The sequence below is a fragment of the Pseudomonas sp. TH04 genome (genome assembly GCF_016651355.1).
In the GTDB taxonomy this organism is placed as follows: Bacteria; Pseudomonadota; Gammaproteobacteria; order Pseudomonadales; family Pseudomonadaceae; genus Aquipseudomonas; species Aquipseudomonas fluorescens.
On record NZ_JAEKEA010000001.1, the window covers coordinates 3,994,153 to 4,021,096 of the forward strand.

General features: G+C 60.7%; 27 protein-coding genes and 1 riboswitch. Of the genes, 12 read left to right on the forward strand and 15 right to left on the reverse strand.

What is annotated here, in order from left to right:
• Window positions 1–35: 35 nt before the first annotated feature.
• The 3 genes from JFT85_RS17905 to JFT85_RS17915 are packed head-to-tail and all read right to left on the reverse strand — an operon-like array spanning window position 36 to window position 2,096.
• Window positions 36–950 carry a LysR family transcriptional regulator gene (locus JFT85_RS17905; protein WP_053258451.1) on the reverse strand — a complete coding sequence of 305 codons (915 nt, stop codon included), beginning with the start codon at window positions 948–950 and terminating at the stop codon, window positions 36–38.
• 37 nt (window positions 951–987) lie between these two features.
• Window positions 988–1,530, reverse strand: coding sequence for a chromate transporter (locus tag JFT85_RS17910; protein WP_201230233.1), 543 nt, complete (start codon window positions 1,528–1,530; stop codon window positions 988–990).
• A complete protein-coding gene (locus tag JFT85_RS17915) occupies window positions 1,530–2,096 on the reverse strand; it encodes a chromate transporter (RefSeq protein ID WP_053258449.1) in 567 nt (188 codons plus the stop codon). The genes JFT85_RS17910 and JFT85_RS17915 overlap by 1 nt, the downstream gene beginning before the upstream one ends.
• A gap of 259 nt (window positions 2,097–2,355) precedes the next feature.
• Between JFT85_RS17915 and trhA the strand changes: the two genes are divergently transcribed.
• Window positions 2,356–2,973 carry a PAQR family membrane homeostasis protein TrhA gene (gene trhA / locus JFT85_RS17920; RefSeq protein WP_053258448.1) on the forward strand — a complete coding sequence of 206 codons (618 nt, stop codon included), beginning with the start codon at window positions 2,356–2,358 and terminating at the stop codon, window positions 2,971–2,973.
• A gap of 127 nt (window positions 2,974–3,100) precedes the next feature.
• On the opposite strand, the gene JFT85_RS17925 is transcribed toward trhA, so the two are convergent.
• The gene (locus tag JFT85_RS17925; RefSeq protein WP_053258447.1) at window positions 3,101–4,003 is read right to left on the reverse strand and encodes a LysR family transcriptional regulator; all 903 of its coding nucleotides are present in this window, start codon (window positions 4,001–4,003) and stop codon (window positions 3,101–3,103) included.
• 108 nt (window positions 4,004–4,111) lie between these two features.
• On the opposite strand from JFT85_RS17925, the gene JFT85_RS17930 reads away from it, so the two are divergent.
• The 3 genes from JFT85_RS17930 to JFT85_RS17940 are packed head-to-tail and all read left to right on the forward strand — an operon-like array spanning window position 4,112 to window position 6,641.
• On the forward strand, window positions 4,112–5,353 hold the full coding sequence (locus JFT85_RS17930; RefSeq protein WP_069551995.1) for a D-amino acid dehydrogenase: 1,242 nt from the start codon (window positions 4,112–4,114) through the stop codon (window positions 5,351–5,353).
• A 10-nt stretch (window positions 5,354–5,363) separates the two neighbouring features.
• Entirely contained in the window at window positions 5,364–5,714 is a 351-nt protein-coding gene (locus tag JFT85_RS17935; protein WP_053258445.1) for a RidA family protein, read from the forward strand.
• 24 nt (window positions 5,715–5,738) lie between these two features.
• A complete protein-coding gene (locus JFT85_RS17940; RefSeq protein WP_073636749.1) occupies window positions 5,739–6,641 on the forward strand; it encodes a transporter substrate-binding domain-containing protein in 903 nt (300 codons plus the stop codon).
• Between the two features lie 129 nt (window positions 6,642–6,770).
• Here the strand turns inward: JFT85_RS17940 and JFT85_RS17945 are convergent, their stop codons facing one another.
• Together JFT85_RS17945 and JFT85_RS17950 are read right to left on the reverse strand one after the other, a co-directional pair.
• The gene (locus JFT85_RS17945) at window positions 6,771–7,490 is read right to left on the reverse strand and encodes a 16S rRNA (uracil(1498)-N(3))-methyltransferase (RefSeq protein ID WP_053258443.1); all 720 of its coding nucleotides are present in this window, start codon (window positions 7,488–7,490) and stop codon (window positions 6,771–6,773) included.
• A gap of 90 nt (window positions 7,491–7,580) precedes the next feature.
• Complete coding sequence (locus tag JFT85_RS17950; RefSeq protein ID WP_069551998.1) at window positions 7,581–8,987, reverse strand: adenosylmethionine--8-amino-7-oxononanoate transaminase; 1,407 nt, start codon at window positions 8,985–8,987, stop codon at window positions 7,581–7,583.
• A gap of 273 nt (window positions 8,988–9,260) precedes the next feature.
• On the opposite strand from JFT85_RS17950, the gene JFT85_RS17955 reads away from it, so the two are divergent.
• Both JFT85_RS17955 and JFT85_RS17960 read left to right on the forward strand, forming a co-directional pair.
• Window positions 9,261–9,812, forward strand: coding sequence for a cytochrome b (locus tag JFT85_RS17955; RefSeq protein ID WP_053258441.1), 552 nt, complete (start codon window positions 9,261–9,263; stop codon window positions 9,810–9,812).
• Between the two features lie 32 nt (window positions 9,813–9,844).
• The gene (locus JFT85_RS17960; protein WP_053258440.1) at window positions 9,845–10,441 is read left to right on the forward strand and encodes a YceI family protein; all 597 of its coding nucleotides are present in this window, start codon (window positions 9,845–9,847) and stop codon (window positions 10,439–10,441) included.
• Window positions 10,442–10,501: 60 nt separating this feature from the next.
• Here the strand turns inward: JFT85_RS17960 and JFT85_RS17965 are convergent, their stop codons facing one another.
• Window positions 10,502–11,386: a LysR substrate-binding domain-containing protein gene (locus tag JFT85_RS17965; RefSeq protein ID WP_053258439.1), complete on the reverse strand. Its 885-nt coding sequence runs from the start codon at window positions 11,384–11,386 to the stop codon at window positions 10,502–10,504.
• Window positions 11,387–11,512: 126 nt separating this feature from the next.
• Between JFT85_RS17965 and JFT85_RS17970 the strand changes: the two genes are divergently transcribed.
• Complete coding sequence (locus JFT85_RS17970) at window positions 11,513–11,884, forward strand: nuclear transport factor 2 family protein (protein WP_053258438.1); 372 nt, start codon at window positions 11,513–11,515, stop codon at window positions 11,882–11,884.
• A gap of 65 nt (window positions 11,885–11,949) precedes the next feature.
• On the opposite strand, the gene JFT85_RS17975 is transcribed toward JFT85_RS17970, so the two are convergent.
• The 4 genes from JFT85_RS17975 to ahcY form a co-directional block, all read right to left on the reverse strand.
• Entirely contained in the window at window positions 11,950–13,836 is a 1,887-nt protein-coding gene (locus tag JFT85_RS17975; RefSeq protein WP_053258437.1) for a DEAD/DEAH box helicase, read from the reverse strand.
• Between the two features lie 221 nt (window positions 13,837–14,057).
• Entirely contained in the window at window positions 14,058–14,849 is a 792-nt protein-coding gene (locus JFT85_RS17980) for a substrate-binding periplasmic protein (RefSeq protein ID WP_053258436.1), read from the reverse strand.
• Between the two features lie 143 nt (window positions 14,850–14,992).
• Window positions 14,993–15,838 carry a methylenetetrahydrofolate reductase [NAD(P)H] gene (gene metF, locus JFT85_RS17985; protein ID WP_053258435.1) on the reverse strand — a complete coding sequence of 282 codons (846 nt, stop codon included), beginning with the start codon at window positions 15,836–15,838 and terminating at the stop codon, window positions 14,993–14,995.
• A 175-nt stretch (window positions 15,839–16,013) separates the two neighbouring features.
• On the reverse strand, window positions 16,014–17,423 hold the full coding sequence (gene ahcY / locus JFT85_RS17990; protein WP_053258434.1) for an adenosylhomocysteinase: 1,410 nt from the start codon (window positions 17,421–17,423) through the stop codon (window positions 16,014–16,016).
• A gap of 21 nt (window positions 17,424–17,444) precedes the next feature.
• A riboswitch (S-adenosyl-L-homocysteine riboswitch) is annotated at window positions 17,445–17,551 on the reverse strand.
• Between the two features lie 197 nt (window positions 17,552–17,748).
• On the opposite strand from ahcY, the gene JFT85_RS17995 reads away from it, so the two are divergent.
• The 3 genes from JFT85_RS17995 to JFT85_RS18005 all read left to right on the forward strand — a co-directional run bounded on the left by JFT85_RS17995 (window position 17,749) and on the right by JFT85_RS18005 (window position 21,127).
• Window positions 17,749–18,153, forward strand: a complete 405-nt coding sequence (locus JFT85_RS17995) for an acyl-CoA thioesterase (protein ID WP_010167614.1) — start codon at window positions 17,749–17,751, stop codon at window positions 18,151–18,153.
• Window positions 18,154–18,249: 96 nt separating this feature from the next.
• Window positions 18,250–20,184, forward strand: coding sequence for a patatin-like phospholipase family protein (locus JFT85_RS18000; protein WP_201230234.1), 1,935 nt, complete (start codon window positions 18,250–18,252; stop codon window positions 20,182–20,184).
• A gap of 55 nt (window positions 20,185–20,239) precedes the next feature.
• Window positions 20,240–21,127 carry a formate/nitrite transporter family protein gene (locus JFT85_RS18005; protein ID WP_069552003.1) on the forward strand — a complete coding sequence of 296 codons (888 nt, stop codon included), beginning with the start codon at window positions 20,240–20,242 and terminating at the stop codon, window positions 21,125–21,127.
• Here the strand turns inward: JFT85_RS18005 and JFT85_RS18010 are convergent.
• Window positions 21,121–22,380: a cation:proton antiporter gene (locus tag JFT85_RS18010; protein WP_053258431.1), complete on the reverse strand. Its 1,260-nt coding sequence runs from the start codon at window positions 22,378–22,380 to the stop codon at window positions 21,121–21,123. The two genes, JFT85_RS18005 and JFT85_RS18010, sit on opposite strands and share 7 nt — an antisense overlap.
• A gap of 192 nt (window positions 22,381–22,572) precedes the next feature.
• Here JFT85_RS18010 and JFT85_RS18015 point away from each other — a divergent pair, with 192 nt between their 5' ends.
• Window positions 22,573–22,959 carry an MAPEG family protein gene (locus tag JFT85_RS18015; protein WP_053258430.1) on the forward strand — a complete coding sequence of 129 codons (387 nt, stop codon included), beginning with the start codon at window positions 22,573–22,575 and terminating at the stop codon, window positions 22,957–22,959.
• Between the two features lie 64 nt (window positions 22,960–23,023).
• Here JFT85_RS18015 and mltA read toward each other — a convergent pair whose 3' ends face one another.
• A complete protein-coding gene (gene mltA / locus JFT85_RS18020) occupies window positions 23,024–24,211 on the reverse strand; it encodes a murein transglycosylase A (protein ID WP_053258429.1) in 1,188 nt (395 codons plus the stop codon).
• 129 nt (window positions 24,212–24,340) lie between these two features.
• Here mltA and JFT85_RS18025 point away from each other — a divergent pair, with 129 nt between their 5' ends.
• The gene (locus tag JFT85_RS18025) at window positions 24,341–24,790 is read left to right on the forward strand and encodes a c-type cytochrome (protein WP_053258428.1); all 450 of its coding nucleotides are present in this window, start codon (window positions 24,341–24,343) and stop codon (window positions 24,788–24,790) included.
• 6 nt (window positions 24,791–24,796) lie between these two features.
• Here JFT85_RS18025 and JFT85_RS18030 read toward each other — a convergent pair whose 3' ends face one another.
• Both JFT85_RS18030 and ligB read right to left on the reverse strand, forming a co-directional pair.
• The gene (locus JFT85_RS18030) at window positions 24,797–25,192 is read right to left on the reverse strand and encodes a DUF1090 domain-containing protein (protein WP_053258427.1); all 396 of its coding nucleotides are present in this window, start codon (window positions 25,190–25,192) and stop codon (window positions 24,797–24,799) included.
• Window positions 25,193–25,261: 69 nt separating this feature from the next.
• Entirely contained in the window at window positions 25,262–26,926 is a 1,665-nt protein-coding gene (ligB, locus tag JFT85_RS18035) for an NAD-dependent DNA ligase LigB (protein WP_187601233.1), read from the reverse strand.
• Window positions 26,927–26,944 lie beyond the last annotated feature (18 nt).

The window sequence follows — 26,944 nt, forward strand, 5'->3', positions numbered from 1 at the left end:
CAAATGTGGGAACTGGCTTGTCTGCGATGGCGGTCTCAAGCCTGCCGATTGGCGTACATCCGGCACTCCGCCAACAAGGCCAGCAAGTTCGGGTCGCGCTCCTTGGCCTTGAGAAACATCACACCAATCTGCTGCTGCATCCGATACCGAGGTTGCAGCGGTATGAGCTTCACGCGGTTTTCATACACCGCCGCAATCCGCCCCGGCAGCAACGCATAACCCACGCCTGAGCTGACCATGCTCAGCAGGGTGAAAATGTCATTCACCTGCATGGCCACCTTCGGCTCAAACCCCGCCTGCTTGAACACGCGGTTGCCATCCTGATGCGTGGCGAAGCCTTGGGTGAGGGTAATGAAGGTGGCGTCGCGCACGTCGGCGAGGTCGATTTCCTGCTCGCGGTCGAACGGTGAATCGGCCGGGGTGGCGAGGAAGATGTCATCGGAGAACAGCGCGATCTGCGCGCAGTCAGGGTCGTTGGCGTGTTCGTCGAGGGAGATGAGGATTGCGTCCACTTCCATGCTCTTAAGCTTGTAGAGCAGGTCGAAGTTGGAGCCCAGGATCAGGTCGATATTCAGTTCACTACGGCGGATTTTCAGGCCCATGATCAGCTGTGGCACGGTTTTGACCGTCAGCGAATACAGCGAGCCGAGCTTGAAGCGTTCGGCGGAGAAGCCAGCGGCTTCGCGGGTCAGGCGCACGCTGTCGACCACGTCGGCCACCAGTTTCTGCGCGCGCTCCTCCAGCACATAGGCGCTTTCCAGCGGGGTGAGGTTGCGCCCTTCGTGTTTGAACAGCGGGCAACGCAGGGCGTTTTCCAGCGAGTGGATCGCGCGGTGCACGCTGACGTTGCTGGTTTGCAGCTCGGCGGCGGCGCGGGCCAGGTTGCCGGTGCGCATGAACGCCAGGAAGATTTCCAACTTCTTGAGGGTGAATTCTTCGTCGATCAACATGGCGGTGGCTCGGGTTCGAATGCCGTCGATTGTGCCCCTAAAACCAGCTCGCTCCCAGCCATGAACTGCACAGGCCGATGACCACGCCGAGGATGATCAGCCAGATCGCGTTCAGCCGCGTGTAATACACCACGGCGGCGCTGGCCAGGGTCAGCACCACGCTGGTCGCGTTGTTTTCCAGGCTGTTCATCAGAATGTAGGTGGAGGCGAGAATCAGGCCAATCGACAGCGGTAGCAGGCTACGCTTGACGCGTTGCACCCACGGCGTCCGGGTGTGGCGTTCCAGCCAGCCGGCGCCGACATAGGTCAGCACCGAGCAAGGCACCAGTTTGGCGGTCAGTGCCACCAGCGCGCCGGGCAGGCCCGCCGCCTGCTGGCCGATAAACACCAGGAACATCCCGTTAGGCCCCGGCAGTGCCTGGGAGAGGGCGAAGAATGCGACGAATTGCGCATCGGTGATCCAGTGCATATCGACGACGGTGTAGCGGTGGATATCACTGATGGCCACGGTATTGCCGCCAATCGACATCAGTGACCACAGCGCGCATTGAATCATCAGGTGCAGCAGCACGGTTTGCATCAGCCAGCCCCCTTGTTCGAGCGGATAAAGCTCAAGGCCAGGGAGCTGGGGATGCCAATCAGCAGCACCATCCACAATGGCAGCACGAAGACCGCCATCAAGACGAAGGTCAACACAAAGGCGCTGTAGTTGGCGATCGTTCTGGGCATGGCCTTGAGCAGGCGCAGCGTGGTGCCGAGCATCAGGCCGGTGGCAATCGGCATGACGGCGCCGAAGATCTGCTGCACCACGTCATTGCTCCACCACTTGGCATAGGCGAAACCGGCGAGCACGGTGATCAACGAGGGGAACAGGTACAGCCCGCACACGGTCACAATGGCACCCGGCAAGCCATGCAGGCGCCGGCCGTAGATGATGCCCACGTTGGCGATATTGGGGCCGGGGAAGAATTGCCCGGTGGTCAGCAGCTCATTGAAGCCTTGTTCGCTGACCCAGCCGCGCTGGTCAACCATCATCTGCCGCGCCCATGGCATGACGCCGCCAAAGCCGAACAGGCCGACCATGGCAAAGTTGTAAAACAACTGCCATAGGCTGGGATGAGGCGGGGCGGGTTCAAGCTCGTGCACGGGCAATACCGATAGGCTGCTGTTGTATCGGCGCTGGCTTGTCGGGTCGCTGCATCGCGGCGATAGCGGTGTCTCAGCCCATCACGCAGACTGACAGCGGCTGATTGAAGGCAAGCCAGCGCCCACAGGAAGAAGCGAATCATCTATCGGCGTGTACGTTTGGGCAAATGAAGAAAGGTTGTTACCTGTCTGGCCGCCCGGCGCGTCAGAATGCAGGTAGTAAAACCATGTGGTAACGGTTATTCGAGGTGAGTGACACATGTATCACGGGGAACGTTTCAACGCCTGGAGCCATTTGGCCGGGGCGGTTGCAGCTTTTATCGGCGCAGTATGGATGTTGGTGGTGGCGAGCCTGGACGGCAGCCCCTGGAAGATTGTCAGCGTAGCGATTTACGGTTTTACGCTGCTGGTGCTGTACAGCGCCTCCACGGTGTATCACAGCGTGCAGGGGCGACGAAAAGCGATCATGCAGAAGGTCGACCACTTTTCGATCTACCTGCTGATTGCCGGCAGTTACACGCCGTTCTGCCTGGTGACGCTACGCGGGCCGTGGGGATGGACACTGTTTGGGATTGTGTGGGGGCTGGCGGTGATCGGCATCCTGCAAGAGATCAAGCCACGCTCCGAGGCGCGGATTCTGTCGATTGTGATCTACGCGGTGATGGGCTGGATCGTGCTGGTGGCCGTCAAACCGTTGCTGGCTGCGCTGGGTACGGCGGGGTTTGTCTGGCTGGCCTCGGGCGGCGTGCTGTACACCGTCGGCATCATCTTTTTTGCCCTGGAGGATCGCCTGCGCCATTCCCATGGGATCTGGCATCTATTCGTGATCGGCGGCAGCCTGCTGCACTTCGTGGCGATCATGCACTACGTGCTGTAACAGGCGACGCGGTTAAAAAATGTGCGAGCGGGCTTGCTCGCGAAGGCAGTGTGTCAGTTGATAAATAGGCTAACTGATCCACCGCATTCGCGAGCAAGCCCGCTCCCACATTAGATTGGTAGTGTTCTCACAAGCGTTCGAGCAGTTCACGCGCGCGTTTGCCGAAGATCTGCAGCAGGTTCGCCAGCATATGCGGCGGCGGCTCGTCAGCACGGGTCAGGGCGTACAGGGTGATCGGCAGCGGCGGGGTGAGCGGGCGGATGCAGGTGGTGGCCGTTGAGGCGCCCAAGGCGGTGAACGGGTCGATGACGGTCAACCCGGCGCCTGACTCGACCATGGCCCGCGCCAGGGAATAGGTTTGCACCGAGATCGTCACCCGAGGCGCCGGGTCGACGTTTTCCAGGTAACTGTCGAGTTTGGCCGCCAGCGGATCAGCACTGGACAGCCCAACCATTGGCGCGCCGGCGAGCGCTGCCAGCGGCAATGCCTGGCTCAACTCGGCGTCTGGCCAATAACCCTTCGAGGCCAATGCCACCAACACCCCATTGGCCAGCACTTGTGTGGTCAAACCGGGATGGCCGGAAAAGTTGAGCGTCAGCGCCAGGTCGATCTCGCGCATCAACAGCTTCTGCACCAACTCGCGGCTATGGTCGCTGGACAGCTCGCAGGCGATGTTCGGGTAGTCGCGCGTCCACTCCAGAATCGCCGGTGGCAGCAGTGACAAGGCCAGCGCCGGAATGGCCCCAATACGCACGCTTTGCCCAGGCTCACGGCGCAAGCTCTTGGCCAGGCGTCGGACACCTTGCAGGCTCTCGGTGACTTTCTCGACTTCGCTCTCCAGCGCCAGGGCTTCCGGGGTGGGCAGCAACTTGCCGCGCACCCGCAGAAACAGCGGGAAGCCCAGTTGCAGCTCGGCGTGCTGCAGCACCTTGGTCACCGCCGGCTGCGAAACGTGCAGCAACTGCGCGGCAGCGCTGACAGAGCCGGTCTGGCGGATGGCCTGGAAAATTTCGATATGACGCAAGCGCATGGCACGTCCATAACCTTTGTTTATAGGTGGCCCATCTTTATTCATTGTCGGTGGCCTGTCACCTGGCCCTACGCTTGAGCCCAGTTAATTCAAAAGCAGGTGGCGGGAATGGCCAAGCGGGTTTGCATCATCGGCGGTGGCGTCATCGGCTTGGCGAGTGCGTACGCCCTGGTGCGCGCCGGCCATACGGTGACGGTGATTGACGCGCGCGACGCCGTGGGCCGCGAGACCAGTTTCGCCAACGGCGGGCAACTGTCCTACCGCTATGTGGCGCCGCTGGCCGACGCCGGCGTACCGTTGCAAGCCATTGGCTGGCTGTTGCGCGGTGACTCGCCGTTAACATTGCGGCCCCGGCTCGACCCGCAGCAATGGCGCTGGATGGCAGCCTTTATCGGTGCCTGCCGTGGCTCGGTGAATCAACGCAATGCCGCCCACCTGCTGCGCCTGGCGTCCTTGAGCCAGGCCACCCTGGAGCAATGGCGAGAAGCTGACCACCTCGACGGCTTCGACTGGCGGCGCAACGGCAAACTGGTGACCTTTCGCCGCGCCGGCACCTTTGAGCAGGCGCGCAGCAAGGTCACCGATGCCCGGCAACAGCAGGTGCTGTCGGCCGCCGATTGCGCACGTCTGGAGCCGGCGTTGGCGAGCGGTGGTTTTGTCGGTGGCATCTATACGCCCAGTGAAGAAGTCGCCGATTGCCATGCTTTCTGCCGGCGGCTCGCGGCGCGGCTTGAGGCCTCGGGGCGCTGCACTTTTTTGCTCGGGCAGAAGGTCACTGGCCTGCGTCACGCCGACGGTGTGGTGCAGGCTGTGGTGCTCGGCGATGAGGTGATGGCGGTCGAGCAACTGGTCTTGGCGGCCGGGTATCGCAGTGCTGAATTGGCCTTGCCTGGGTTGTCGCTGCCGCTTTACCCGCTTAAGGGCTACAGCCTGAGCGTGCCGATTGGCGCGCAGCATCAGGCGCCGAATGTGAGCATCACCGACTATGACCGCAAGATCGTCTACGCGCGCATCGGCGAGCAGCTGCGGGTGGCGGCCATGGTCGATATCGTCGGCTTTGATGCGCGCCTTGAGCCAAAGCGCCTGGCACTGATGAAACGCCAGGCACTCGAGACGTTTCCCGGTGCTGGCGATTACACCCGCGCCGTCGAGTGGGCCGGTATGCGCCCCGCCACGCCAACCGGCGTGCCGCTGATCGGCGCCAGTGCGTACCGCAACCTGTGGCTGAACCTGGGCCACGGCGCGCTCGGGTTTACCCTGGCCTGTGGCAGCGGCCAACTGCTCGCCGAGTTGATCGGCCAGCACGTTCCTTCCATTGATATGCAGGGCCTGACGCCCAGCGCCGCTTGAGGATAACGCCATGACCATCAACCGAATCAGCCGCAACGAACGCCTTTCTGGGGCCGTCACCTTCAAGGATCTGGTGTTCCTGTCGGGCCAGGTGCCGGATGAGGGCCAGGATGTGGCCACGCAAACCCATGAGGTGCTGGCCAAGGTCGATGCCTTGCTGGCTCAGGCGGGCAGCGACAAGGACCACCTGCTCAACGCAACGATTTACCTGAAAGACATCGGCGCCGGTTTTGCGCCGATGAATCAGGTGTGGGCGGCGTGGCTGTCACCGGGCATGGCGCCGACGCGCACCACCTTGCAGGCAGAACTGGCGCGCCCGACAGTGCTGGTGGAAATCAGCGTGATTGCTGCACGTAAATAACCGCAAGACCCACGGAGAATAACAATGAAAAAAATCCTGTTGACCGGCTGCACCCTGGCGCTGGTGTTTGGCGCACAGGTTCAGGCGAATGACGCGCCGCTGGACGGCACGTTGAGCAAGATCGCCAGTGCCAAGGCCATCACGTTGGGGTATCGCGATGCGTCGGTGCCGTTTTCCTACGTGGGCGATAGCAGCGGCAAGCCCATGGGCTATTCGGTGGAGTTGGCGAACAAGATCGTTGAGCGCATCCAGCAGAAAACCGGCGTGGCGAACCTCAATGTGAAGTACAACCTGGTGACCTCGCAAACCCGTATCCCGTTGGTGCAGAACGGCACCGTGGACCTGGAATGCGGCTCTACCGGCGTCACCGCCGAACGGCAGAAGCAGGTGGCATTTTCCTACGGGTTTATCTATGTGAAAGGCCAGTTGCTGACCGCCAAGGACAGCGGCATCCGGGGTTTTGAGGACCTCAAGGGCAAGAACGTGGTGACTACCGCCGGCACCACCAACGAGCGTTTTCTAAAAAGCTACAACGCCGAACACAACGCCAACATGTTCGTGATCAGCGCCAAGGACCACGGTGAAGCGTTCAAGATGCTCGAGACCGGCCGTGCGGTGGCGTTCTACATGGACGATGCGTTGCTCTACGGCGAGCGCGCCAAGGCCAAGGACCCGCACCACTGGGCGGTGGTGGGCAAGGAGCAATCGCGGGAAATCTACAGCTGCATGGTGCGCAAGGACGATCCGCAGTTTCTCGCGCTGGTCAACGAGACACTCGGCGACCTGTACCGTACGGGGGAGATCAACGGGATTTACCAGCGCTGGTTTGAACAGCCGATTCCACCCAAGGGCTTGAACCTGGAGTTCCCGATGACCGCCGAATTGAAGGCGATTATTGCCAAGCCGGTCAGTGATCCGGTGGAGTGACAACCCCATCCGAAATGTGGGAGCGGGCTTGCTCGCGAATGCAGTGTGTCAGTGGATAAACAGGCCAACTGATCCAGCGCCTTCGCGAGCAAGCCCGCTCCCACCGTTGAATGGGGTTACCCAGCGAGGTTAGAAGTCGCCCCAGAGCTGTTGCGCGACGGCCAGTGCCACCACGGGCGCTGTCTCGGTGCGCAGCACGCGCGGGCCGAGGCGGGCGGCGTGGTAGCCGGCAGCTTGGGCGGTGGCGACTTCTGCGTCGGTCAACCCACCTTCAGGCCCGATCAGGAAGGCCAGGCTGGCCGGCTTGGCGTGGCTGATCATCGGCGCGGCCACCGGGTGCAGCACCAGTTTCAACGCCGCCTCGGCCTGTTTTAACCAGTCCGCCAGCAGCAGCGGTGGGTGAATCACCGGCACCGTTGAACGGCCGCATTGCTCGCAGGCGCTGATCGCCACTTGGCGCCAGTGCAGCAGGCGTTTGTCGGCACGCTCGTCCTTGAGGCGGACTTCGCAGCGGTCGCTGAAAATCGGCGTGATTTCATTCACACCCAGTTCGGTGGCTTTCTGAATCGCCCAATCCATGCGCTCGCCCCGGGACAGGCCCTGGCCGAGGTGGATGTGCAGCGGGGATTCGGTCTGGCCCGCGAAGCGTTCCGTGAGTTGCACAGTGACGCGTTTTTTACCGACCTCCAGCAACGTACCCAGGAACTCATGGCCGGAGCCGTCGAAGAGTTGCACGGCATCACCTTCGCCCATGCGCAACACGCGGCTGATGTAATGCGCCTGGGCTTCGGGCAATTCGTGCTCGCCGAGGCTCAGCGGGGTATCGGTAAAAAAGCGGGACAGTCTCATTTCGGTTCTCTGGAAAAATACAAAACCTGTGGGCGCCGGGCTTGCCCGCGATGGCGGTAACCCGGCACCCGATCAGTTGAGTGAATGCAATCAACCTGGATCTCGGAAGCCTGGGTGGAAGTCCTTCGGCACTGCCACGCTGACTTGACTGTTGGTCGCAATATCGATGCCTTCACTGGCCACTTCAGCCAAAAAGTCGATTTGCTCCGGCGTAATCACATACGGCGGCAGGAAATACACCACACTGCCCAGCGGCCGCAATAGTGCACCGCGTTCCAGGGCGTGTTCGAACACCTTCAACCCGCGGCGCTCCTGCCATGGGTAGGCTGTTTTGGTGGCTTTGTCCTGGACCATCTCGATGGCCAGCACCATGCCGGTCTGGCGCACTTCCGACACATGCGGGTGGTCCACCAGGTGCGCGGTGGCGGTGGCCATGCGCTGGGCCAGGGCCTTGTTGTTTTCGATGACGTTGTCTTCTTCGAAAATATCCAGGGTCGCCAGGGCCGCCGCGCACGCCAGCGGGTTGCCGGTGTAGCTGTGGGAGTGCAGGAAGGCGCGCAGGGTCGGGTAGTCGTCGTAGAACGCGTCGTAGACGTCATCGGTGGTGACCACGGCGGCCAGCGGCAGGTAGCCGCCGGTGAGGGCCTTGGACAGGCACAGGAAGTCCGGGCGGATGCCGGCCTGTTCACAGGCGAACATGCTGCCGGTACGGCCGAAGCCGACGGCGATTTCGTCGTGGATCAGGTGCACGCCATAGCGGTCGCAGGCTTCGCGCAACAGCTTGAGGTACACCGGGTGGTACATGCGCATGCCGCCGGCACCCTGAATCAGCGGCTCGACGATCACGGCGGCGACGCTGTCGTGGTTTTCGGCCAGGGTGTGTTCCATGGCCAGGAACATGTTGCGTGAATGCTCTTCCCAGCTCATGCCCTCGGGGCGCAGGTAGCAATCCGGGCTCGGCACCTTGATGGTGTCCAGCAGCAGGGCTTTATAGGTTTCGGTAAACAACGGCACGTCGCCCACCGACATCGCGGCGATGGTTTCGCCGTGGTAGCTGTTGGTCAGGGTGACGAAGCGTTTTTTGTTCGGCAGGCCACGGTTGAGCCAGTAGTGAAAGCTCATCTTCAGTGCGACTTCGATGCACGAAGAGCCGTTATCGGCATAAAAGCAACGGGTCAGGCCGTCGGGCGTCATCGCCACCAGGCGCTCGGACAGCTCAATCACCGGCTGGTGGCTGAAACCGGCGAGGATCACGTGTTCCAGCTGGTCCACCTGGTCCTTGATGCGCTGGTTGATACGCGGGTTGGCGTGGCCGAACACGTTGACCCACCAGGAACTGACGGCGTCGAGGTAGCGCTTGCCTTCGAAGTCTTCCAGCCAGACGCCTTCACCGCGCTTGATCGGGATCAGCGGCAATTGCTGGTGGTCTTTCATCTGGGTGCAGGGATGCCACAGCACCGCGAGGTCGCGTTGCATCCACTGGTTATTCAAGCCCATCGTCTATCTCCTCGAAGCGGACCTGCGGCCGGCGCAGGCGAAACAATCGCGCAAGCCTATGCAATGCCAGACAGTGTCACAACCCATTACGGATGAATTGGCAGTAAACGCGGGACGCACTGTCACGTTTCTAAGGAATAGTCCTTAATCCATTGTTAACGTACTGTGCATAACCTCTTGATCGTATTTCTCGATATTTCAAAGCGAAATTTTCCGCTTTAATTCGATAGGTAAATCGCTAGTCTTGGGCGCAGTTCTTACGGGATTTGGGACATGCAACTACGTAACTCATCGGCCCGCTATGGTTGGGTCAGCATTGTTTTGCACTGGGGCGTGGCCCTGGTGGTGTTCGGTTTGTTCGCCCTGGGCCTGTGGATGGTCGGTCTCGACTATTACAGCGCCTGGCGCAAAGACGCGCCTGACCTGCACAAGAGCATTGGCATCACGCTTTTCGCCATCATGCTGGTGCGCATTGTCTGGCGCCTGCTCAGCCCGCCGCCGCCACCACTGGCCAGCTACAGCCGCTTGACCCGTATCGGGGCTGCGTTTGGCCACGCGTTCCTTTATCTCGGGCTGTTTGCCGTGATGATTGCCGGTTACCTGATTTCCACCGCAGACGGTGTCGGTATCCCGGTGTTTGGCTTGTTTGAGATTCCTGCCGTGGTTTCCGGTCTACCGGACCAGGCAGACACCGCCGGCGTGGTGCATCTGTACCTCGCCTGGGTGTTGGTGGTTTTCGCCGGTTTGCACGGCGTGGCTGCGTTTAAACACCACTTTATCGATCGTGATGCGACCCTGACGCGAATGCTGGGGCGCAAAGCCTGATGTTCAACCTCGACTCACAAGGAATAGAAAGCATGTTGAAAAAGACGCTCGCCGCTCTGGCAATCGGTTCTGCTCTGATGTCCGCAGGTTCGGTGATGGCCGCTGATTATGTTGTCGACAAAGAAGGCCAGCACGCCTTCGTTGACTTCAAGATCAGCCACTTGGGCTATAGCTACATCACCGGTACTTTCAAGGACCTGGACGGCAAGTTCAGCTTCGACGCCGCCAAGCCTGAAGACAGCAAGATCGAGTTCAACGTACGTACCGCCAGCGTGTTCACCAACCACGCCGAACGTGACAAGCACATCTCCAGCAAAGACTTCCTGGACGTTGGCAAGTTTGCCGATGCCAAGTTCGTCTCCACCAGTGTTAAAACCACCGGTAAAAATGCTGCAGGCCAAGTCACTGCCGACGTGACCGGCGACCTGACCTTCCACGGCGTGACCAAGCCGATCGTCGTCAAGGCCACCTTCCTGGGTGAAGGCAAGGATCCATGGGGCGGCTACCGTGCCGGCTTTGAAGGCACCACAAGCTTCAACCGCCAGGACTTCGGCAAGCAGATGGACCTGGGCCCAGCGTCCAACACCGTTGAGCTGTACGTGACGTTTGAAGGTGTGAAAGCGAAGTAATATTTCGCTGTTTCAAACGCAAAGCGCCGACCTCCGGGTCGGCGTTTTGCTGTGCGTGGTTTATAGGCTGTCTTGATACGTTGCGACTTGTTCGTTGAGCCACGTGTGCAGGGCTATCAGTTGCGCCGAACGCTTGGTGCCCATCGGCCAGACCAGGTAGTAGCGCGAAGCATGCACCGGTTCAATATCGGTGAGCTTGACCAGCTCCCCGCGTTGAATCAGTGAATGGGCAATCGAGCGTCGGGTCAATGCGACGCCATGCCCGAGCCTGACGGCTTCGAGCAGCAAGGTCGAGTCGGTGAACTCCAGCGCAGCGTGAGGGCGTTGCCCCTCCACGCCGGCGGCACCCAGCCAGGTCGGCCAGCTTTCACTGGCGTGCAGCAATGGCTGCTCGAGGATGGCCTGCGGTGTAGTGGGCAGCACGCCGTGGTTGAAGGTGCGCGCGGCGACCACCAGCAATGAGTCGGTCATCAGCGTTTCGCAATGCATATCGGGCCATTGGCCGTGGCCGAAGCGGATCGCGCAATCGATCAGGCCTTGCTCGAAGCTGGCGAACTCCATGGACGATTCCAGTTTCAGGCGCAGGCCAGGCTGGGCGCTGATGAAGTCGTGCAAGCGTGGCAGTAACCAATGCATGGCGTAGGAGGGCAGCACCGACAGGGTCAGTTGCGGGTGCTTGTTCTTTGCCACGAGTTTGTCTGTGACCCCTGCTATCTCGCCCAGCGCCTGCCTGATCTGGTAGGCATAAACACGGCCTTCGTCCGTCAACACCAGGGAGCGCCCGCTGCGGGCCACCAACGCGATGTCCAAATACTCTTCCAGTGAGCGAATCTGGTGGCTGACGGCACTGTGGGTGACGTGCAACTCAATGGCCGCCAGGTTCACCTTGCCCAGCCGGGCTACCGCCTCGAAGGCACGGAGTGCGGCGAGTGGAGGGAGCTTCAATAGGTGAATTCCTTTCACGGGAAAGCCCAATAATAGCCGCTATACGTGAAATGAGTGAGCTACCGATAATGGCGACAAGTTATTTATTCAAATAGCGCCGTGCAGAAAAATCGGGAGTTGTTAGGCATGATTAATGAAATCCACGCGTTTCTGAAAGACTACTTTAACGTGTTGCAAACCCAGGACTTGAATGCGTTCGATCAAGTGTTCCACCGAGGCTGCGTGTTGTATAGCGCGCAAAATTCGACCGTGGTCGTGCGGCCTTTTGATGAGTACAGGACGATGGTTCAGGGCCGTAAGTCGCCTCAGGAAGGTGGTTTCCCGCAACTTGACGAAGTGCTGATGATCGATGTGATGTCTGCGGAAATGGCCATCGTTAAAGTACGCTTGCGCCTGTTCAATAACGTGATGGTCGACTACTTGAATTTGATGAAAGTGGAGGGTCGCTGGATGATCTTCGCCAAGCTGTTTCACAAGGCCGGTGAAGTGACGAATTAATGCGCTGACCGCCAGATACAAAAACGCCCCGAACAGTCGGGGCGTTTTTATTCAGCGTCGAAAACTCAGCGGTTGCGGGTCAGCAGCGCTGGTTTTTCACCACGAGGACGGCCTGGCAGTTGATCCAACTGCTCGGGTGTCGGGAAGCGGTCAGCTTTCGACTCCTTGTGGATGATTTTCGGCGCCGGGCCACCGCGTGGGTTCTGCACGGCAGGTTCGGACGCACGTGGCTGATCGTCACGGGCCGGGCGGCGGTTGTTGCTGCGCGAATCTTCGCGACGCGCTTGACCGTCACGCGGGGCGCCATTACGCGGGCCATTGCGCTTGGCAGGCGGGGTGCCGGTGGTGCCGCCGCTGCTGTTGCGTGGGCCGTTCTGACGACCGCCCTGAGGCTGGCCGCCACGTGGCGCGCCGGTGCCTGCAGCCGCGGCCGGAGCACCCGGACGACGACCACGGCCCTGAGCCGGTTTGGCCTGCGGCACGTAGTCAACGCGGTTACCGAAGTTATCCACGTCATCGTCGAGGAACTCGTCCGGAGCACGATCGGCTGCGGCGCGTGGCGGCTGGCTCGGCTGGCGCTGTTCGCGGGCCGGGGTGCCTTCACGTGGCTTCTGCTCGCGGGCGGGGCGCTCGCCACGGCCATTGGTCGGCGCTTTTTCTTTGCCGCCCTTGTCTTTGCCCTTGTCGCGACGACCACCGCCACCACCGCCGCCGTTCGGGCCATCGCCCTTCGGACCGCGTGGGTTGCGTGGGTTACGCACGTCCGGACGCTCGCGCGCTTCAGGCTTCTCAGCCTCCACGGTGCTGGCATCGAAGCCCATCAGGTCGCCGTCGGCGATTTTCTGCTTGGTCATGCGTTCGATGCTTTTCAGCAGTTTTTCTTCGTCCGGTGCAACCAGGGAGATGGCCTCGCCCGAGCGACCGGCACGGCCGGTACGGCCGATACGGTGCACGTAGTCTTCGTCGACGTTCGGCAGCTCGAAGTTGACCACGTGTGGCAGTTGGTCGATATCCAGGCCGCGGGCGGCGATATCGGTGGCAACCAGGATACGCACTTCACCGGCCTTGAAATCGGCCAGGGCTTTGGTGCGCGCGTTCTGGCTCTTGTTGCCGTGGATAGCGACGGCGGTGAGGCCGTGCTTGTCCAGGTACTCGGCCAGGCGGTTGGCGCCGTGCTTGGTACGGGTGAACACCAGCACTTGTTCCCAGGCGCCGGCGGTGATCAGGTGCGCCAGCAGGGAGCGCTTGTGGCTGGCAGCCAGGCGGAATACGCGTTGCTCGATACGCTCGACCGTGGTGTTCGGCGGCGTGACTTCGATGCGCTCCGGGTTGTGCAGCAACTTGCCGGCCAAGGCGGTGATGTCATTGGAGAACGTTGCCGAGAACAGCAGGTTCTGACGTTTGGCCGGCAGGCGGGCGAGGACCTTTTTCACGTCATGGACAAAGCCCATGTCGAGCATACGGTCGGCTTCGTCCAGCACGAGGATTTCCACGTGGGACAAGTCAACGCTGCCTTGGCCGCACAGGTCGAGCAAACGACCCGGGCAGGCGACCAGCACGTCAACGCCGCGGGACATGGCCTGAACCTGTGGGTTCATGCCGACGCCGCCGAAGATGCAGGCGCTGACGAACTTCAAGTCGCGGGCATACAGCTTGAAGCTGTCGTGCACCTGGGCGGCGAGTTCGCGGGTAGGGGTCAGGACCAGTACGCGCGGTTGGCGCGGGCCGTGACGCTGGGATTTGTCCGGGTGACCGTTGGGGAACAACCGCTCCAGAATCGGGAGGGCGAAACCACCGGTTTTACCAGTACCTGTCTGAGCCGCAACCATCAGGTCGCGACCTTGCAACACGGCGGGAATGGCCCGCTGTTGCACCGGAGTAGGCTCGGTATAGCCCGCTGCCTCGATGGCGCGGACTAAAGCCTCGGAGAGACCGAGGGAAGCAAAGGACATGAGTAATCCTGTTTTAGTTAGGGCTTGGCCCAAAGGGATAATCTTGCCGGGCGTGAATGGCGCTTAGGGGAGCGCAACCCCGTCCGGTCCTGCTGCGTCTGGCGGGCACTCCACCGGCTCGCGCGGGCTGAAAGCTGCGCAGTAGCGGGGTTAGGTGCCTTTTTCAAGACCTCAGCGGCCGGGCGTGAGCCTGGCGGAAAGGCCGGAGTATAACAGAGCAATCACGGCGCGCTGCTTTCCTGCTGCTCAACGGTGTGTTCAGAGGCCGTATTGGCTTGGATTTCGCCATATTTGGCGCTCAAGGCCGCGTAGGCGGGTTCTTGCTTGAACCGCTTGAGCTCGGCGGCAAAGCGTTGCACCAGCAGGTCCATGCCCGCGCCACGGCGTACGGCGAGAAATTGTTGCTGGCGGCTGACCACGAAGGGCGCCTGGCTGACGTTGCCTTCCAGGCCCATGGCCTTGATCACATGCTGGCCCACGCGGCGATCGGTGATCACCAGGTCGATACGGCCCAATGACAGCTTGCCGAAGTTGGCCTCGTGGCTGGGGGCCGGCTCACGGTTGAACAGGGTGGATTCGCTGAATGCGTTGCCATAGAGGTAGCCCGGCGAAATACCAACGGTCAGCCCCTGCAGGTCATCGACGCGTTCGGCGGGGTGGGGGCGCGCATTGGCGTAGAACAGCACGAACTCGACTTCCGACAGCGGCTCACTGGGATAAAGCAGCTGGGCGTCGCGGTCATGGCTGTGGAAAATATCCAGCGCACCGTCGGCGTGGCCCTGGTCGAGCATGGCCAGGCAGCGTTTCCACGGCAGGAATTGCCACTCCACATCGACGCCCAGGCGCTGGAACACAATCACCGTGGTTTCATAGTCCAGGCCGCGCATGCTGCCGTTTTCTTCGTAGACATAAGGCGCCCAGGGCTCAGTGACAATGCGTAGTTTCTCGCCGTAGGCGGTGAGGCTCAGGCAAGTCAAAAACGCAGCGGTCAACAACTTGAGAATGACGGGCATGCCCTGAGGTTACGATGCTCCTTGGTTAAAGAGAAGCTCTGGCACAAGCATTCGCGGGCAAGTTGATGTAGCGCAGTTAAAACAAAAAGGCCCTCGTCAATGCGAGGGCCTTTCGTTTTACCTGCACCGCAAGCGGGCACGCCTCAGCGTGGCAGCTTGAGGTTGTTCCAGATGGCCAGGCTAGGCTCAGCCTGGTTCAGGGTGTAGAAGTGCAGCCCTGGTGCGCCACCTTGCAGCAATTGTTCACACATCTCGCTGATCACCTGCTCGCCGAATGCCTGAATGCTTTTGACGTCGTCGCCATAGGCTTCCAGTTGCTTGCGCACCCAGCGTGGGATCTCCGCGCCGCAAGCGTCAGAGAAGCGCGCCAGCTTGCTGTAGTTGGTGATCGGCATGATGCCCGGCACGATCGGGATGTTGACACCCATGGCCCGTACACGCTCGACAAAGTAGAAGTAGCTGTCGGCGTTGAAGAAGTACTGGGTGATCGCACTGTCGGCGCCGGCGTTGGCCTTGCGCACGAAGTTCTGCAGATCGTCTTCGAAATTGCGCGCCTGGGGGTGCATCTCCGGGTAAGCCGCCACTTCGATGTGGAAGTGATCGCCGCTTTCTTCACGGATGAAGCTCACCAGGTCATTGGCGTAGCGCAGCTCGCCGCTGGCCATGCCCATGCCGGACGGCAGGTCGCCACGCAGGGCGACGATGCGCTGGATGCCGGCTTGTTGGTACTTCGTCAGCAGGCCGCGCAGGTCGGCCTTGCTGTCGCCCACGCACGACAAGTGCGGAGCGGCGGGAACTTTGACTTCGCTTTCGAGCTGCAACACGGTGTTGATCGTGCGGTCACGGGTCGAACCGCCCGCGCCGTAGGTGCAGGAGAAGAAGTCGGGGTTGTAGCTGGCCAACTGTTTGGCAGTCGCCATCAGTTTTTCATGCCCAGCATCGGTCTTGGTCGGAAAGAACTCGAAGCTGTAGCGACGGTCTTGGGACATGGTCGTACCTATGGAAACTCATCAAGCCAGAAGATGTACACCGTCAATGTGGGAGCGGGCTTGCTCGCGAATGCGCTGGGTCAGTCAATCTATTTTGTGACTGGCCCACCGCTTTCGCGAGCAAGCCCGCTCCTACAAAAGCCCGCTCTCGCAGAGAGAGCAGGCAGCAGGCATATCAGTAGCGGTAAGCGTGCGGCTTGAACGGGCCTTCGACCGTCACGCCGATGTAGTCGGCCTGGGTCTTGGTCAGTTGAGTCACAACGCCGCCGAAGCCACGGACCATTTCCAGGGCCACTTCTTCGTCGAGTTTCTTCGGCAGCACTTCCACAGTCAGGCGCTCGGCTTTCTGGGCTGGCGACAGGTCGGCGTACTTCTGGCCGAACAGGAAGATCTGCGCCAGTACCTGGTTGGCGAACGAGCCGTCCATGATGCGGCTTGGGTGGCCGGTGGCGTTGCCCAGGTTAACCAAGCGGCCTTCGGCCAGCAGGATCAGGTAGTCGTCGTTCTGTGGGTCGAAATCGCCAGCACCGGTGCGGTGAACCTTGTGCACCTGTGGCTTCACTTCTTCCCATGCCCAGTTCTTGCGCATGAAAGCGGTGTCGATTTCGTTGTCGAAGTGACCGATGTTGCAGACAACGGCACGCTTTTTCAGGGCTTTGAGCATGTTCGCGTCGCAAACATTCACGTTACCGGTGGTGGTCACGATCAGGTCGATCTTGCCCAACAGTGCCTTGTCGATGCTCGCTTCGGTGCCGTCATTGACGCCATCGATGAACGGCGAAACCACTTCAAAGCCGTCCATGCAGGCTTGCATGGCGCAGATCGGGTCAACTTCGGAGACTTTAACGATCATGCCTTCCTGACGCAGGGACTGGGACGAACCCTTGCCCACGTCACCGTAGCCGATCACCAGGGCTTGCTTGCCCGACAGCAGGTGGTCGGTACCACGCTTGATGGCATCGTTCAGGCTGTGACGGCAGCCGTACTTGTTGTCGTTCTTGCTCTTGGTCACCGAGTCGTTGACGTTGATGGCCGGGATTTTCAGCTCGCCCTTGGCCAGCATGTCCAGCAGACGGTGCACGCCGGTGGTGGTTTCTTCGGTCACGCCGTGGACGCGGTCGAGGATCTGCGGGTATTTCTTGTGCAGCAGCTCGGTCAGGTCGCCGCCGTCGTCGAGGATCATGTTGGCGTCCCATGGCTTGCCATCCTTGAGGATGGTTTGCTCCAGGCACCACTCGTACTCTTCTTCGGTCTCGCCTTTCCAGGCATACACCGCGATGCCGGCAGCAGCGATAGCAGCAGCGGCCTGGTCTTGAGTCGAGAAAATGTTGCAGGACGACCAACGTACTTCGGCACCCAGGGCAACCAGGGTTTCGATCAGCACGGCAGTCTGGATGGTCATGTGGATGCAGCCGAGGATCTTCGCGCCTTTGAGCGGCTGCTCAGCGGCGTACTTGCGGCGCAGACCCATCAGGGCAGGCATTTCGGATTCGGCGATAAAGGTTTCGCGACGGCCCCAGGCAGCGAGGGACATATCGGCGACTTTGTAGTCGGTAAAACCTGCAGGCGAGATTACAGCGCTCATGAAGAGCCTCCATTCGTAGTGTGCGAATGGGCGCCGTTGTGCGTTTAGTATCAGGCCAGGTGAACCAGGCCCGACAACGCCCCATCCGAGCCTGACAGGTCTAGCCTGCTGCAGCGCCCCTCGGACAGGTGGCGGGAGAACGGTATCAATTGAAGATGACCGTTTTGAAGCGCTGCGATTATAGCTGTGTGCGCCAGACTTCCCAAGCCTTTCTGTCGGCCATATGAAGATCGCGCATGGGGTTGATAGGCAATGGCTCATAGAGGTTGGGCCTGGGCTCTGCCATGATGTTGCCCATCATTCGGCAAGACGCTTTGGAGTGACCATGAACTTCCACACCCGCAAATGGGTAAAACCCGAAGACCTCAACCCCAACGGCACCCTGTTCGGTGGCAGCCTGCTGCGCTGGATCGACGAAGAGGCGGCCATCTACGCCATTGTCCAGTTGGGCAACCAGCGCGTGGTAACCAAGTACATCTCCGAAATCAACTTCGTCAGCGCCTCACGCCAGGGCGACATCATCGAACTGGGCATCACCGCCACCGAGTTCGGCCGCACCTCCATCACCCTGACCTGTGAAGTGCGTAACAAGATCACCCGCAAAAGCATCCTGACCGTGGAAAAAATGGTCTTCGTCAACCTCGGTGAAGACGGTTTACCGGCGCCGCACGGGCGTACCGAGATCAAGTACGTGAAGGATCAGTTCCAGGAAGACGGCATTAGCGAATAACCCCGCGCCGGTTTGATTCTTTACGGGATTATTCCAGACGGATCTTTTTGGGGCTCTCTCGTCACTCAGGACTACAATCTGTAGAGATAGCCCTGTATGAAAGTTTCCGGTTCGGCTGCACCGATTCAACCCCCATTGCCTCAAAACATCGGTCAGGAGGTGAAAACGCCGCTGGTAAAAGGTGTGGGCGAGCGCAATCTGAGCGTGTATCGCCATAGCGATGGACGGGTGGAGGTGATGCTGTCGCCGCCTCCGCCCACCCATCTGGTGCTCAGCGGCGGTGGCGCCAAGGGCATCGCCTTTCCAGGGCTGGTGCAGGCGCTTGAAGAAGCCAAACAGCTGCAAGGCATTAAGGTAATTTCCGGCTCTTCGGCGGGTGCTATTTCCGCAACGTTGCTTGCCAGTGGTATGGACGCCAACGCATTCGGCGCGCTGTCGAACAGTATTGACTTGCCTGGCTTGCTCAATAGCAAAGACCCATTGATCGCCAAGCTGCAAACGCTCAGCTCAGAGCTTGGCACGCTCGCCGGACGACTGCCCGGCCCCGCCGGCAATATTTCCCAGCTGCTGCTGACTATGCTGCCGCGCCTGCAAACCAAGGCGCAGCCCTTGGAAGAGATGATGCGCAACGCGTCGCGCAAGTCGATTCTTGCCCATATCGCGGGCATGCCCCGGGCCACCCGACCCGCCGACGTCATGAAAATCGCCGACCGGCTCAGCGCGGGAGGGGCGCCGACGTTTCGCGACCTTGAGGTGCTCAGCCGTCACGTCCCGGCGATCAAGCAACTCAACATCACCGGTACGGGCATGTTCGATGGGCGACCGCAGTTGGTGGTGTTCAACGCCAGCCTGACCCCGGATATGGACATCGCCCACGCAGCCCATATCTCCGGTTCGCTGCCGGGGCTGTTCAAGAGCCCGGCCGAGCAAGGCCATGGGTTCCAGGCGGCGGCCGAAGTCACGGCCTTTCAGGACGGTGGTCTGCTCGTCAACACCCCGGCTCCCGGCGTCATTGAGCGATCGTTCCAAGAGAGCCCGTTGGGCAAGGACGAATCGCTGGTCGTCAAATTCGAGCCCGAAAAGGCGACAGCGGCGCAAACAAGCGGCGGCTTTTCCAGTCATCTTGGCGACGTCTTTACCGGTACGCCACACGCGGCGGCCGATGCCTTCCAAGAGGAGCGGCTTAAAGGGTATGCCGATCAGACCGTTACCTTGCCGCTGAACACGGACAAAGGCGACTTTCGCGGCCTGCTCAATGGCACCGTCAACTTCACCATGACCCCCGAGCAGAAACAGCGCCTTCAGGCCCTGGCTCGTCAAACGGTGGCGGGGCACCTGGAAAAACGTGCACTAGTGCGTGAGCCGCATTCGTTTGCCTCTTTGGAAGATGCCGTGTTGGCGATGGACGATAAAATGCTGGCCAGCGTGCAGGATCAACTGCAGAAGGACCCGGCCGGCGCTGCGGCAGTGTTGTTTCGAAAGAGCGCGCAGCAGGCGCTGCAAGCGTTGGACAGTGCGATCACGCAAGCCAATCAAGCCCGTACGTCTCTGGTGTTCACGCCAGCGGTGACTTCGGCGCTGCGTAATCTGGATGCGCTAGCGCGTCGGCCCGAGCATATCGAGTGGTTGGGGCGGCGCCTTAACGCTGCGGGCCAGCGCAATTTTCAGCAACTGCTGCAAGTGGCGGCTAAACAGAAATCGGGAAGTGCCTCACCGTTGTCCAAGGTCATGGCCAGTGGCGTAGCCCACATGCACCGGCGCGATATTGCGGTGAAGGCTGAAAACTTTACCCGAGAGGTCATTTACCCATCGCTGTACCGTCCCGGCCAGCCGGCCGCCAATGTCGAACTGTTGAACCGTGCGGTGCGTGACCTGGCTGACGCAACGACGTCGGCGCAGTTCAATAGTGTGCTCAACGGCATAATCAAGTACTACAAAGCCCGCAATAAGCCTTGGAGTACACCGCACAGTTCAACCACGGTAGAGATGGCCAAAGCCTGGCGCATACCGGTTTTGTTGCCTGGCCACTGAACAGCCACTGCCGCGGCGTGTCGTAGCTAAAAGCACTCCTCGGACTCGGTACATCATGGCCACTCAAGCAGACGGTAAAACCCCCAACCTGTCGCAAGAAGAACAGCACGACGTCGACAAGAACCAGCCGCCCCGCGCGGCGGTTCTGCATGAAATCATCCGTACCCAGGGCGATCAGGAGCTGGAGCGCACTGTCGCCGCGTTGTGGTGGTCGGCACTGGCTGCCGGGCTGACCATGGGCCTGTCGTTGATGGGCATGGGCCTGCTCAACTCACGGCTGCCGGACGGTGAAGGGTTCAAGGTCATTGCCAGCTTCGGTTACTGCGCGGGTTTCCTGGCGGTGATCCTGGCGCGCCAGCAACTGTTCACCGAAAACACCCTGACCGCCGTGCTACCCGTGATGAGCAAACCGACGCTGGCCAATACCGGGCGCCTGTTGCGGCTGTGGACCGTGGTGCTGGTGGGCAACCTGTGCGGCACCTTGCTGGTGGCGTATGTGATGCTGCACCTGCCGATTTTCGACACCAAGACCGACATGGCCTTCCTTGAGATAGGCCGCAAAGTCATGGAAAACGACCCTGGCCAGATGTTTGCCAAAGGCATTATTTCCGGCTGGATGATCGCCACCATGGTCTGGATGATCCCGTCCATGGAAAGCGCGAAGATGTTCATCATCATCCTGATCACCTACCTGATGGCGCTGGGGGATTTCACCCACATCGTCGTCGGCTCGGCAGAAGTGTCGTACCTGGTGTTTGCCGGTGAACTGCCGTGGAAAGACTTCTGGCTGGTGTTTGCCGGGCCGACGCTGGCGGGCAACATCATCGGCGGCAGTTTTATCTTTGCGCTGATCAGCCATGCGCAGATTCGCAGCGAAAGCAGTTTGCCGGGCAAAGCGGCTGCGGACCCGAGGCATCCGCAGCAGATCAACAAGGGTCAGTGAGGCTCAGGCGTGGCCTGGGGTTCGTCCCGGGTCACACGTTTGACCAGCTTGCCGATGCTCAACCCCTGCAACAGGATCGACGACAGCACCACGATGTAGGTGATGCTCAGCAACAGGTCGCGTTCCGGGCCCAGCGGCAGGGCCAGGGCCAGTGCCACCGAAACCCCGCCACGCAAGCCACCCCACGTCAGAATACGGATGGTGCCGCGTGGGACTGTGCGCCAGCGGCGCAGCAACAGAATCGCCGGGGCCACGGTCAGCAGGCGTGACAGCAGGATCGCTACGGCGAGCAAGCTGGCCGCGAACACGTGCAGCCAGTTGAACGGCAACAGCAGCAGCTCCATGCCGATCAGCGCAAACAGCAGGGCATTGAGCATGTCATCGAGCAGTTCCCAGAAACCATCCAGGTAGCGCCGGGTCATGTCGTTCATCGCCAGTTTGCGGCCCAGGTTGCCGATGATCAGCCCGGCCACCACCATCGCGATCGGCGCGGAAACGTGCAGCTCGCTCGCCATCGCCGAGCCGCCAATCACCAGGGCCAGCGTCAGCATCACTTCGATCTGGTGCTGCTCGATGCTCTTGATCATCAGGTACACCAGGTAACCGATGAGCCCGCCAAATACCACGCCGCCAATGGCTTCATGGGCAAACAGCATGGCGGTGGCGCCGACGGTTGGCGTTTCGCCCAACTGTGCGATGCCCAGCAGCACGGTAAAGACCACGACGGCCGTACCGTCGTTGAACAGCGACTCGCCGACGATGGTGGTTTTCAGGGGTTTCGATGCGTTCGCGGTTCGCAGCACACCCAACACTGCAATCGGGTCGGTAGGGGAGATCAATGCGCCGAACAACAGGCAGTAAAGGAAGCTCACGTGCCAGCCAAACAAGGCAAAGATGTAGTACGCCAGGCTGCCAATCACCCCGGTGGCGATGAGTACGCCGAAGGTTGCGAGTAAGCCGATGGGCCAGCGATAACTGCGCAGGTCATTCAGGTTGACGTGCAATGCGCCGGCGAACAGCAGGAATGACAGCATCCAGTTCATCAATAGATCGCCGAAGTCGATCTGGCCGATCAATTGCTGGATCCGCGTTTCCAGGCCGGGGTAGCCGATAACGCTCAGGCCTTGCAGGATCAGGGAAAACAACAGGGCCGTGACCATCACGCCGATGGTGGGCGGCAGGCCGATAAAACGGAAGTTCACATAGGTGAGCAGGGTGGTGAGGCAGATGAAGGCGGCGACAAGTTCAAGCATCCGGAGTCCTTGGAAGAGGGTGAGCGATTATTAATGGGGGGATGGACCGCAGTCGTGGCGGGATGTTGCAAATCACGCAGCAAAAGACGATAGAACCTTTCGGTGCGGCACGGCTCATAGCGGTTAAGTGCGGCTGCGCATTTTTAGTGCTAAAACTCTAACCGCTGACTAAAACGACAAAAGGAATCTGTGATGACAGTGGCATTCTGGTGTGTGTTGGTTGCAATTTTTCTGCCTTACCTGTGCACGGGTCTGGCCAAGTTCAGCGGTGGCAAGTTCGGGCCGCGCCAGAACCATGACCCGCGGGCTTTTCTGGACACGCTCGAAGGGTTCGCCAAACGCGCCCACAGCGCGCAGCTCAACAGCTTTGAAGTGACGCCTGCGTTTGCGGCGGCGGTGATCATTGCGCACCTGGCCGGTACGGCGTCGCTGGTGACCATTAATGTGCTGGCAGTGTTGTTTATCACCAGCCGCCTGCTGTACATCATTTGCTACCTGGCGGACTGGGCGATGCTGCGCTCGTTGGTGTGGTTCGTGGGCATGGCGCTGATTGCGAGTTTCTTTTTTGTCTCGATCTAAAGGCTGACGCGATTTCAATGTGGGAGCGGGCTTGCCCGCTCCCACATTCGATCTTCAGTGGTCTTCAGGTCCCGGCGGGTGCGTCCGGCACCTGCGGCAACGCTGCACCCTTGGGCCACAACATCCAGATCTGCCCCTGCTGCTTCATGTTGCCGGCCAATTCACCCGCTGCATCACCTGTGCCCCAGAACAAGTCCGCGCGCACTTCGCCGGTGATGGCGCCGCCCGTGTCCTGTGCGGCGACGGGGCGGGCGATGGGTGAACCATCGGGTTGGGTGGTCGACAGCCACAGCAGGCTGCCCAGCGGAATCACCTTGCGATCCACGGCCACGCTGTAGCCCGCCGTCAGCGGCACATTCAGCGAACCACGCGGGCCTTCATTGCTGTCCGGGCGGGCGCTGAAAAACACGTAGCTGGGGTTGCTCGCCAACAGTTCCGGGATTCGTTGCGGGTGCGCCTTGGCCCAGGCGCTGATGGCACCCATGGTCACGTCTTCTTTTTTCAGCTCGCCTTGCTCCACCAGCCAGCGGCCGATCGGTCGGTAAGGGTAGCCGTTCTGGTCGCCATAACCGACGCGCAGTTGACGCCCGCCCGCCAGTTGAATGCGCCCCGATCCCTGGATCTGTAGAAATTGCAGGTCCATCGGGTTCGTCAGCCAGGCAATCGGCTTGGCCGTGGAGCCCTGGCCGTTGATGGTACTGGCATCGTCATAGGGCTTGAGTACACGGCCTTCGAGACGGCCGCGCAGGCGCTTGCCTTTGAGTTCCGGGTAGATGCTTTCCAGGTTGACGATGATCAGGTCATCCGGCACGCCGTAAACCGGCACATGCGCCGTGGCGGTTTCGGTCAGGCTGCCGGGGTAGACCGGCTCGTAGTAGCCGGTGATCAGACCGTTCGGCGTGTTGTCGGCCGAGCGCAAGCCGAATACATCCAGGCGTTCCTTGAGAAAACTGCGAACCGCCACGGCGTCACCCGGCACGGTGGCTGCCGCTGCGCAGGTGGCGCCCCATACCGGGTCGGCCTTGAGGCGTTGGCAAGCGCTGCGCCAGGATTCAAACCCGGCGAGCAGATCGCTGTCGGAGACGGCTGGCAGGGCTTCCCACGGTGCGCTCACATAGGTGGCGACCGCATGGGGTTTGGCTGCTTCCTCTTTTTTGTGGGCTTCTTTACCGCCATCGCATCCGGCCAACAACGCCATCATCGGCAGAGCCAACGCCAGGCGGCGGCTCCAGGGTTTCAACGTGATAGTCATACAAGCAATTCCTGAAGCGGTTGCCCGCGCCGTGGCGCATTCAGGCAACCCTTATTATTAATAGGGCTATTGGTCTTTGCGGGCGGGGCGAGGATACTGGCCGCCGTTTCCCGTGACCTTGAAGCCAACATGACTTTTAAAAAACTGACCGTGGTATTGCTGGCCTGCCTGACCTTGTCCGCTTGCGGCGGTGTCGATCCGAATTCGCCCCTGGGCCAACGCAAGGCGATCTTCAAGCAGATGCTCAAAACCGGCGAAGACCTGGGCGGCATGTTGCGCGGGCGTATCCCGTTCGACGGCGCCAAGTTCGCCGAAGGCGCCGTCAAGCTCGATGCGTTGTCCCACGAACCGTGGAAGCATTTCCCGAGCGTGCGTGAAGAAGATCACACCAGCGCCAAGGACAACGTGTGGCAACAGCAGGCACGCTTCCAGGAGTTGGCCCGCAGCCTTGAAGCGGCCACCGGTGAATTGGTGATCGCAAGCCAACTGCAACCTTACAAAGCCAGTAACCTGGGGCCGGCGGTGCAGAAGGTCGAAGATGCCTGCACAGCCTGCCATAAACAGTTTCGGGACCACTGATCGGTTTTACTTGTCGAGTTCTTCGACGGCGTCCTGCAGTTCCTTGCGGGACTGGGCGAGCTTGTCTTTGCGTTTGTTGATCTTGTCCGCGTCACCCTTTTTCATTGCCTTGTCGAGGTCAGCCTGACGGCGGCTGACTTCGTGTTTGGCGTCGAGCACCTTGTTCTCGCGCTCTTTCCTCAAGGACGCGTCGGTGCAGTGGGCGGTGACTTCGCTCAAGGCTTTTTCCAGGCCGGCTTGCTGTTCACTGTTGCCATGGGCCTTGGCCTGTTCGATTTGGGCGCTGATGGCTTGGCGTTTGGCGGCGCAGCCGGTAAGTTCCGGGACTTCTTCGGCAGCCAGCAGCGGCGCGGTCATGAAGCTTGCGACGGTCAACAAGGCTAGTGGGGCTAGAAATTTCATGTAAGGCTCCAAGGTCGCAATCGGTTGGCAGGGTGAATTCTGCCGGGGTTAAAGGTGGCCGGGCTGGGCTTAAAACCCGTCAATCCCGGCCACACGTAATGTTTCAGCTAATGCTTGTACTTGCGGGTCGCGAAAAAAAGCGCTCAATTGCGCCGCGCGGCCCGGGCCAATACCGTCGGTGGCCAGCCAGGCCTGGACGTCTCTGGCGGCAAGGGTCTGCCAGCCGCCCTCCAGGTCGTTACGTGCCGAAGGCGGTACGCCCAGCGCTTTGAGCCATTGCGCAAAGGGCCGTTGCCGAGCGCTTTGAAGGCTGTCGAGCACCCGGGCACGGCTGCGCTCACCGAAGCCGTCAATGTTAGCAAGCTCTGCCGCATCCAGGGTCAGCCAATCGAGAAAGCCTGCGATTAGACCGGCCTGGATCAAAGCGTTCCAGGTTTCGCGCCCTATATGCGGCAAGGACAGGCCTTGATTGCTGCTCAGCCAGGTCAGACGGGCGAGCAACTGCTCCTCGCACCCCGGGTCCAGTTGCCAACAGCTCAACGCGTGGAAGTCCCGCGCATCCGGCACCTGCACCGCCACCCTTGTCTTGTTGCGCAGGATCACTTGGTCCAACCGCGGAATCACTTGGCCGGCAAGGCTGATGGAGACCTGATCGCCAGGACGGATATCCAGCGCATGCCACTGTTTCAGGGAGCCGACGTTGACGCGGCGAATTTGCCGATCGTCCAGCCGCACGGGGTCCAGTTCCAGAATGGGGGTGATGCGCCCGGTGCGGCCGATCTTGAAGTGCACCTTGCGCACCATGGCCAGCGCTTTGGTCACCGGGTACTTCCAGGCGACCGCCCAGTAAGGCGTTCCGGTCTGCCAGCGTTTGGCCGGCGGGTATGACGCTTGGTGCAACACCACGCCATCGCTGGCGAATGGCAGTGGATGGGTGTACCAGTAGCTGCGCCAGTGCGCGGCATCCGTCATGTTCTGGATGGGCTGGCTGTAGCGACGGCTGTCGGCAAACCCCCAGCGAGCCAAGGTGGCCAGGCGCGTGGTGAAGTCTGCCGGGCCGTCGGGCCAGGCCCACACGAACAAGCCGATTCCAGCGGCGTCAGCGTCACTCAGCTGGCGACGATTCATCAGCCCGGCCACCTTGCTGCGGGCACTTACCCCGCCGTGTTCTGACTGCACATGATCGTCAAGGCGCCAATAGAGTTCGCCTTGCAGCACCAGGTTGATGGGTTCCGGCAGTCGCTGGACGATGCCGGGGAGCTTGCGCGCGACGGCTGACCAATCCTGGCCGAGCCGGCCGTCACCTCGGCTGATGAGTTGGCTCAGCCGACCCTGGTGATACACCAGCGTCACTGCAACCCCGTCGACCTTGGGTTGAATCCATACGTCTTGTCGGGTTCCGAGCCACTCATCGACAGCCTTTTCATCGACCAGCTTTTCCAGGCCGGTGTGCGCGACCGGGTGAGCCCGCGTGCCCCGTGAACTGGCCAATGGGTTGTCGGTGGCTTTTGTTAACCGAGTAAAACACGATCGCCACTGAGCCAGGCGATGGCGAGCCTGGTCATAGAGTTCATCGTTGACCGGTGATTGGCCAAGCCGGTGGTAGCTGTCATCCCAAAGTTTGATTTGTTCGGCCAGGGTGTCGACCTGTGATCGGGCGTCCTCGGGGCAATTGTCTGCCCAGGCCCACAAAGGCAGGCCGCTGAAGAAAAGAGCAATCAGTAAACGCATCATGAGCATCCTTGCTCGGAA

Coding starts and splice junctions, on each gene's coding strand:
- JFT85_RS17905 (WP_053258451.1), bottom strand. CDS start 950: ATGTTGATCGACGAAGAATTCACCCTCAAGAAGTTGGAAATCTTCCTG.
- JFT85_RS17910 (WP_201230233.1), bottom strand. CDS start 1,530: ATGCAAACCGTGCTGCTGCACCTGATGATTCAATGCGCGCTGTGGTCA.
- trhA (WP_053258448.1), top strand. CDS start 2,356: ATGTATCACGGGGAACGTTTCAACGCCTGGAGCCATTTGGCCGGGGCG.
- JFT85_RS17925 (WP_053258447.1), bottom strand. CDS start 4,003: ATGCGCTTGCGTCATATCGAAATTTTCCAGGCCATCCGCCAGACCGGC.
- JFT85_RS17930 (WP_069551995.1), top strand. CDS start 4,112: ATGGCCAAGCGGGTTTGCATCATCGGCGGTGGCGTCATCGGCTTGGCG.
- JFT85_RS17935 (WP_053258445.1), top strand. CDS start 5,364: ATGACCATCAACCGAATCAGCCGCAACGAACGCCTTTCTGGGGCCGTC.
- JFT85_RS17940 (WP_073636749.1), top strand. CDS start 5,739: ATGAAAAAAATCCTGTTGACCGGCTGCACCCTGGCGCTGGTGTTTGGC.
- JFT85_RS17945 (WP_053258443.1), bottom strand. CDS start 7,490: ATGAGACTGTCCCGCTTTTTTACCGATACCCCGCTGAGCCTCGGCGAG.
- JFT85_RS17950 (WP_069551998.1), bottom strand. CDS start 8,987: ATGGGCTTGAATAACCAGTGGATGCAACGCGACCTCGCGGTGCTGTGG.
- JFT85_RS17955 (WP_053258441.1), top strand. CDS start 9,261: ATGCAACTACGTAACTCATCGGCCCGCTATGGTTGGGTCAGCATTGTT.
- JFT85_RS17960 (WP_053258440.1), top strand. CDS start 9,845: ATGTTGAAAAAGACGCTCGCCGCTCTGGCAATCGGTTCTGCTCTGATG.
- JFT85_RS17970 (WP_053258438.1), top strand. CDS start 11,513: ATGATTAATGAAATCCACGCGTTTCTGAAAGACTACTTTAACGTGTTG.
- JFT85_RS17975 (WP_053258437.1), bottom strand. CDS start 13,836: ATGTCCTTTGCTTCCCTCGGTCTCTCCGAGGCTTTAGTCCGCGCCATC.
- JFT85_RS17980 (WP_053258436.1), bottom strand. CDS start 14,849: ATGCCCGTCATTCTCAAGTTGTTGACCGCTGCGTTTTTGACTTGCCTG.
- metF (WP_053258435.1), bottom strand. CDS start 15,838: ATGTCCCAAGACCGTCGCTACAGCTTCGAGTTCTTTCCGACCAAGACC.
- ahcY (WP_053258434.1), bottom strand. CDS start 17,423: ATGAGCGCTGTAATCTCGCCTGCAGGTTTTACCGACTACAAAGTCGCC.
- JFT85_RS17995 (WP_010167614.1), top strand. CDS start 17,749: ATGAACTTCCACACCCGCAAATGGGTAAAACCCGAAGACCTCAACCCC.
- JFT85_RS18000 (WP_201230234.1), top strand. CDS start 18,250: ATGAAAGTTTCCGGTTCGGCTGCACCGATTCAACCCCCATTGCCTCAA.
- JFT85_RS18005 (WP_069552003.1), top strand. CDS start 20,240: ATGGCCACTCAAGCAGACGGTAAAACCCCCAACCTGTCGCAAGAAGAA.
- JFT85_RS18010 (WP_053258431.1), bottom strand. CDS start 22,380: ATGCTTGAACTTGTCGCCGCCTTCATCTGCCTCACCACCCTGCTCACC.
- JFT85_RS18015 (WP_053258430.1), top strand. CDS start 22,573: ATGACAGTGGCATTCTGGTGTGTGTTGGTTGCAATTTTTCTGCCTTAC.
- mltA (WP_053258429.1), bottom strand. CDS start 24,211: ATGACTATCACGTTGAAACCCTGGAGCCGCCGCCTGGCGTTGGCTCTG.
- JFT85_RS18025 (WP_053258428.1), top strand. CDS start 24,341: ATGACTTTTAAAAAACTGACCGTGGTATTGCTGGCCTGCCTGACCTTG.
- JFT85_RS18030 (WP_053258427.1), bottom strand. CDS start 25,192: ATGAAATTTCTAGCCCCACTAGCCTTGTTGACCGTCGCAAGCTTCATG.
- ligB (WP_187601233.1), bottom strand. CDS start 26,926: ATGATGCGTTTACTGATTGCTCTTTTCTTCAGCGGCCTGCCTTTGTGG.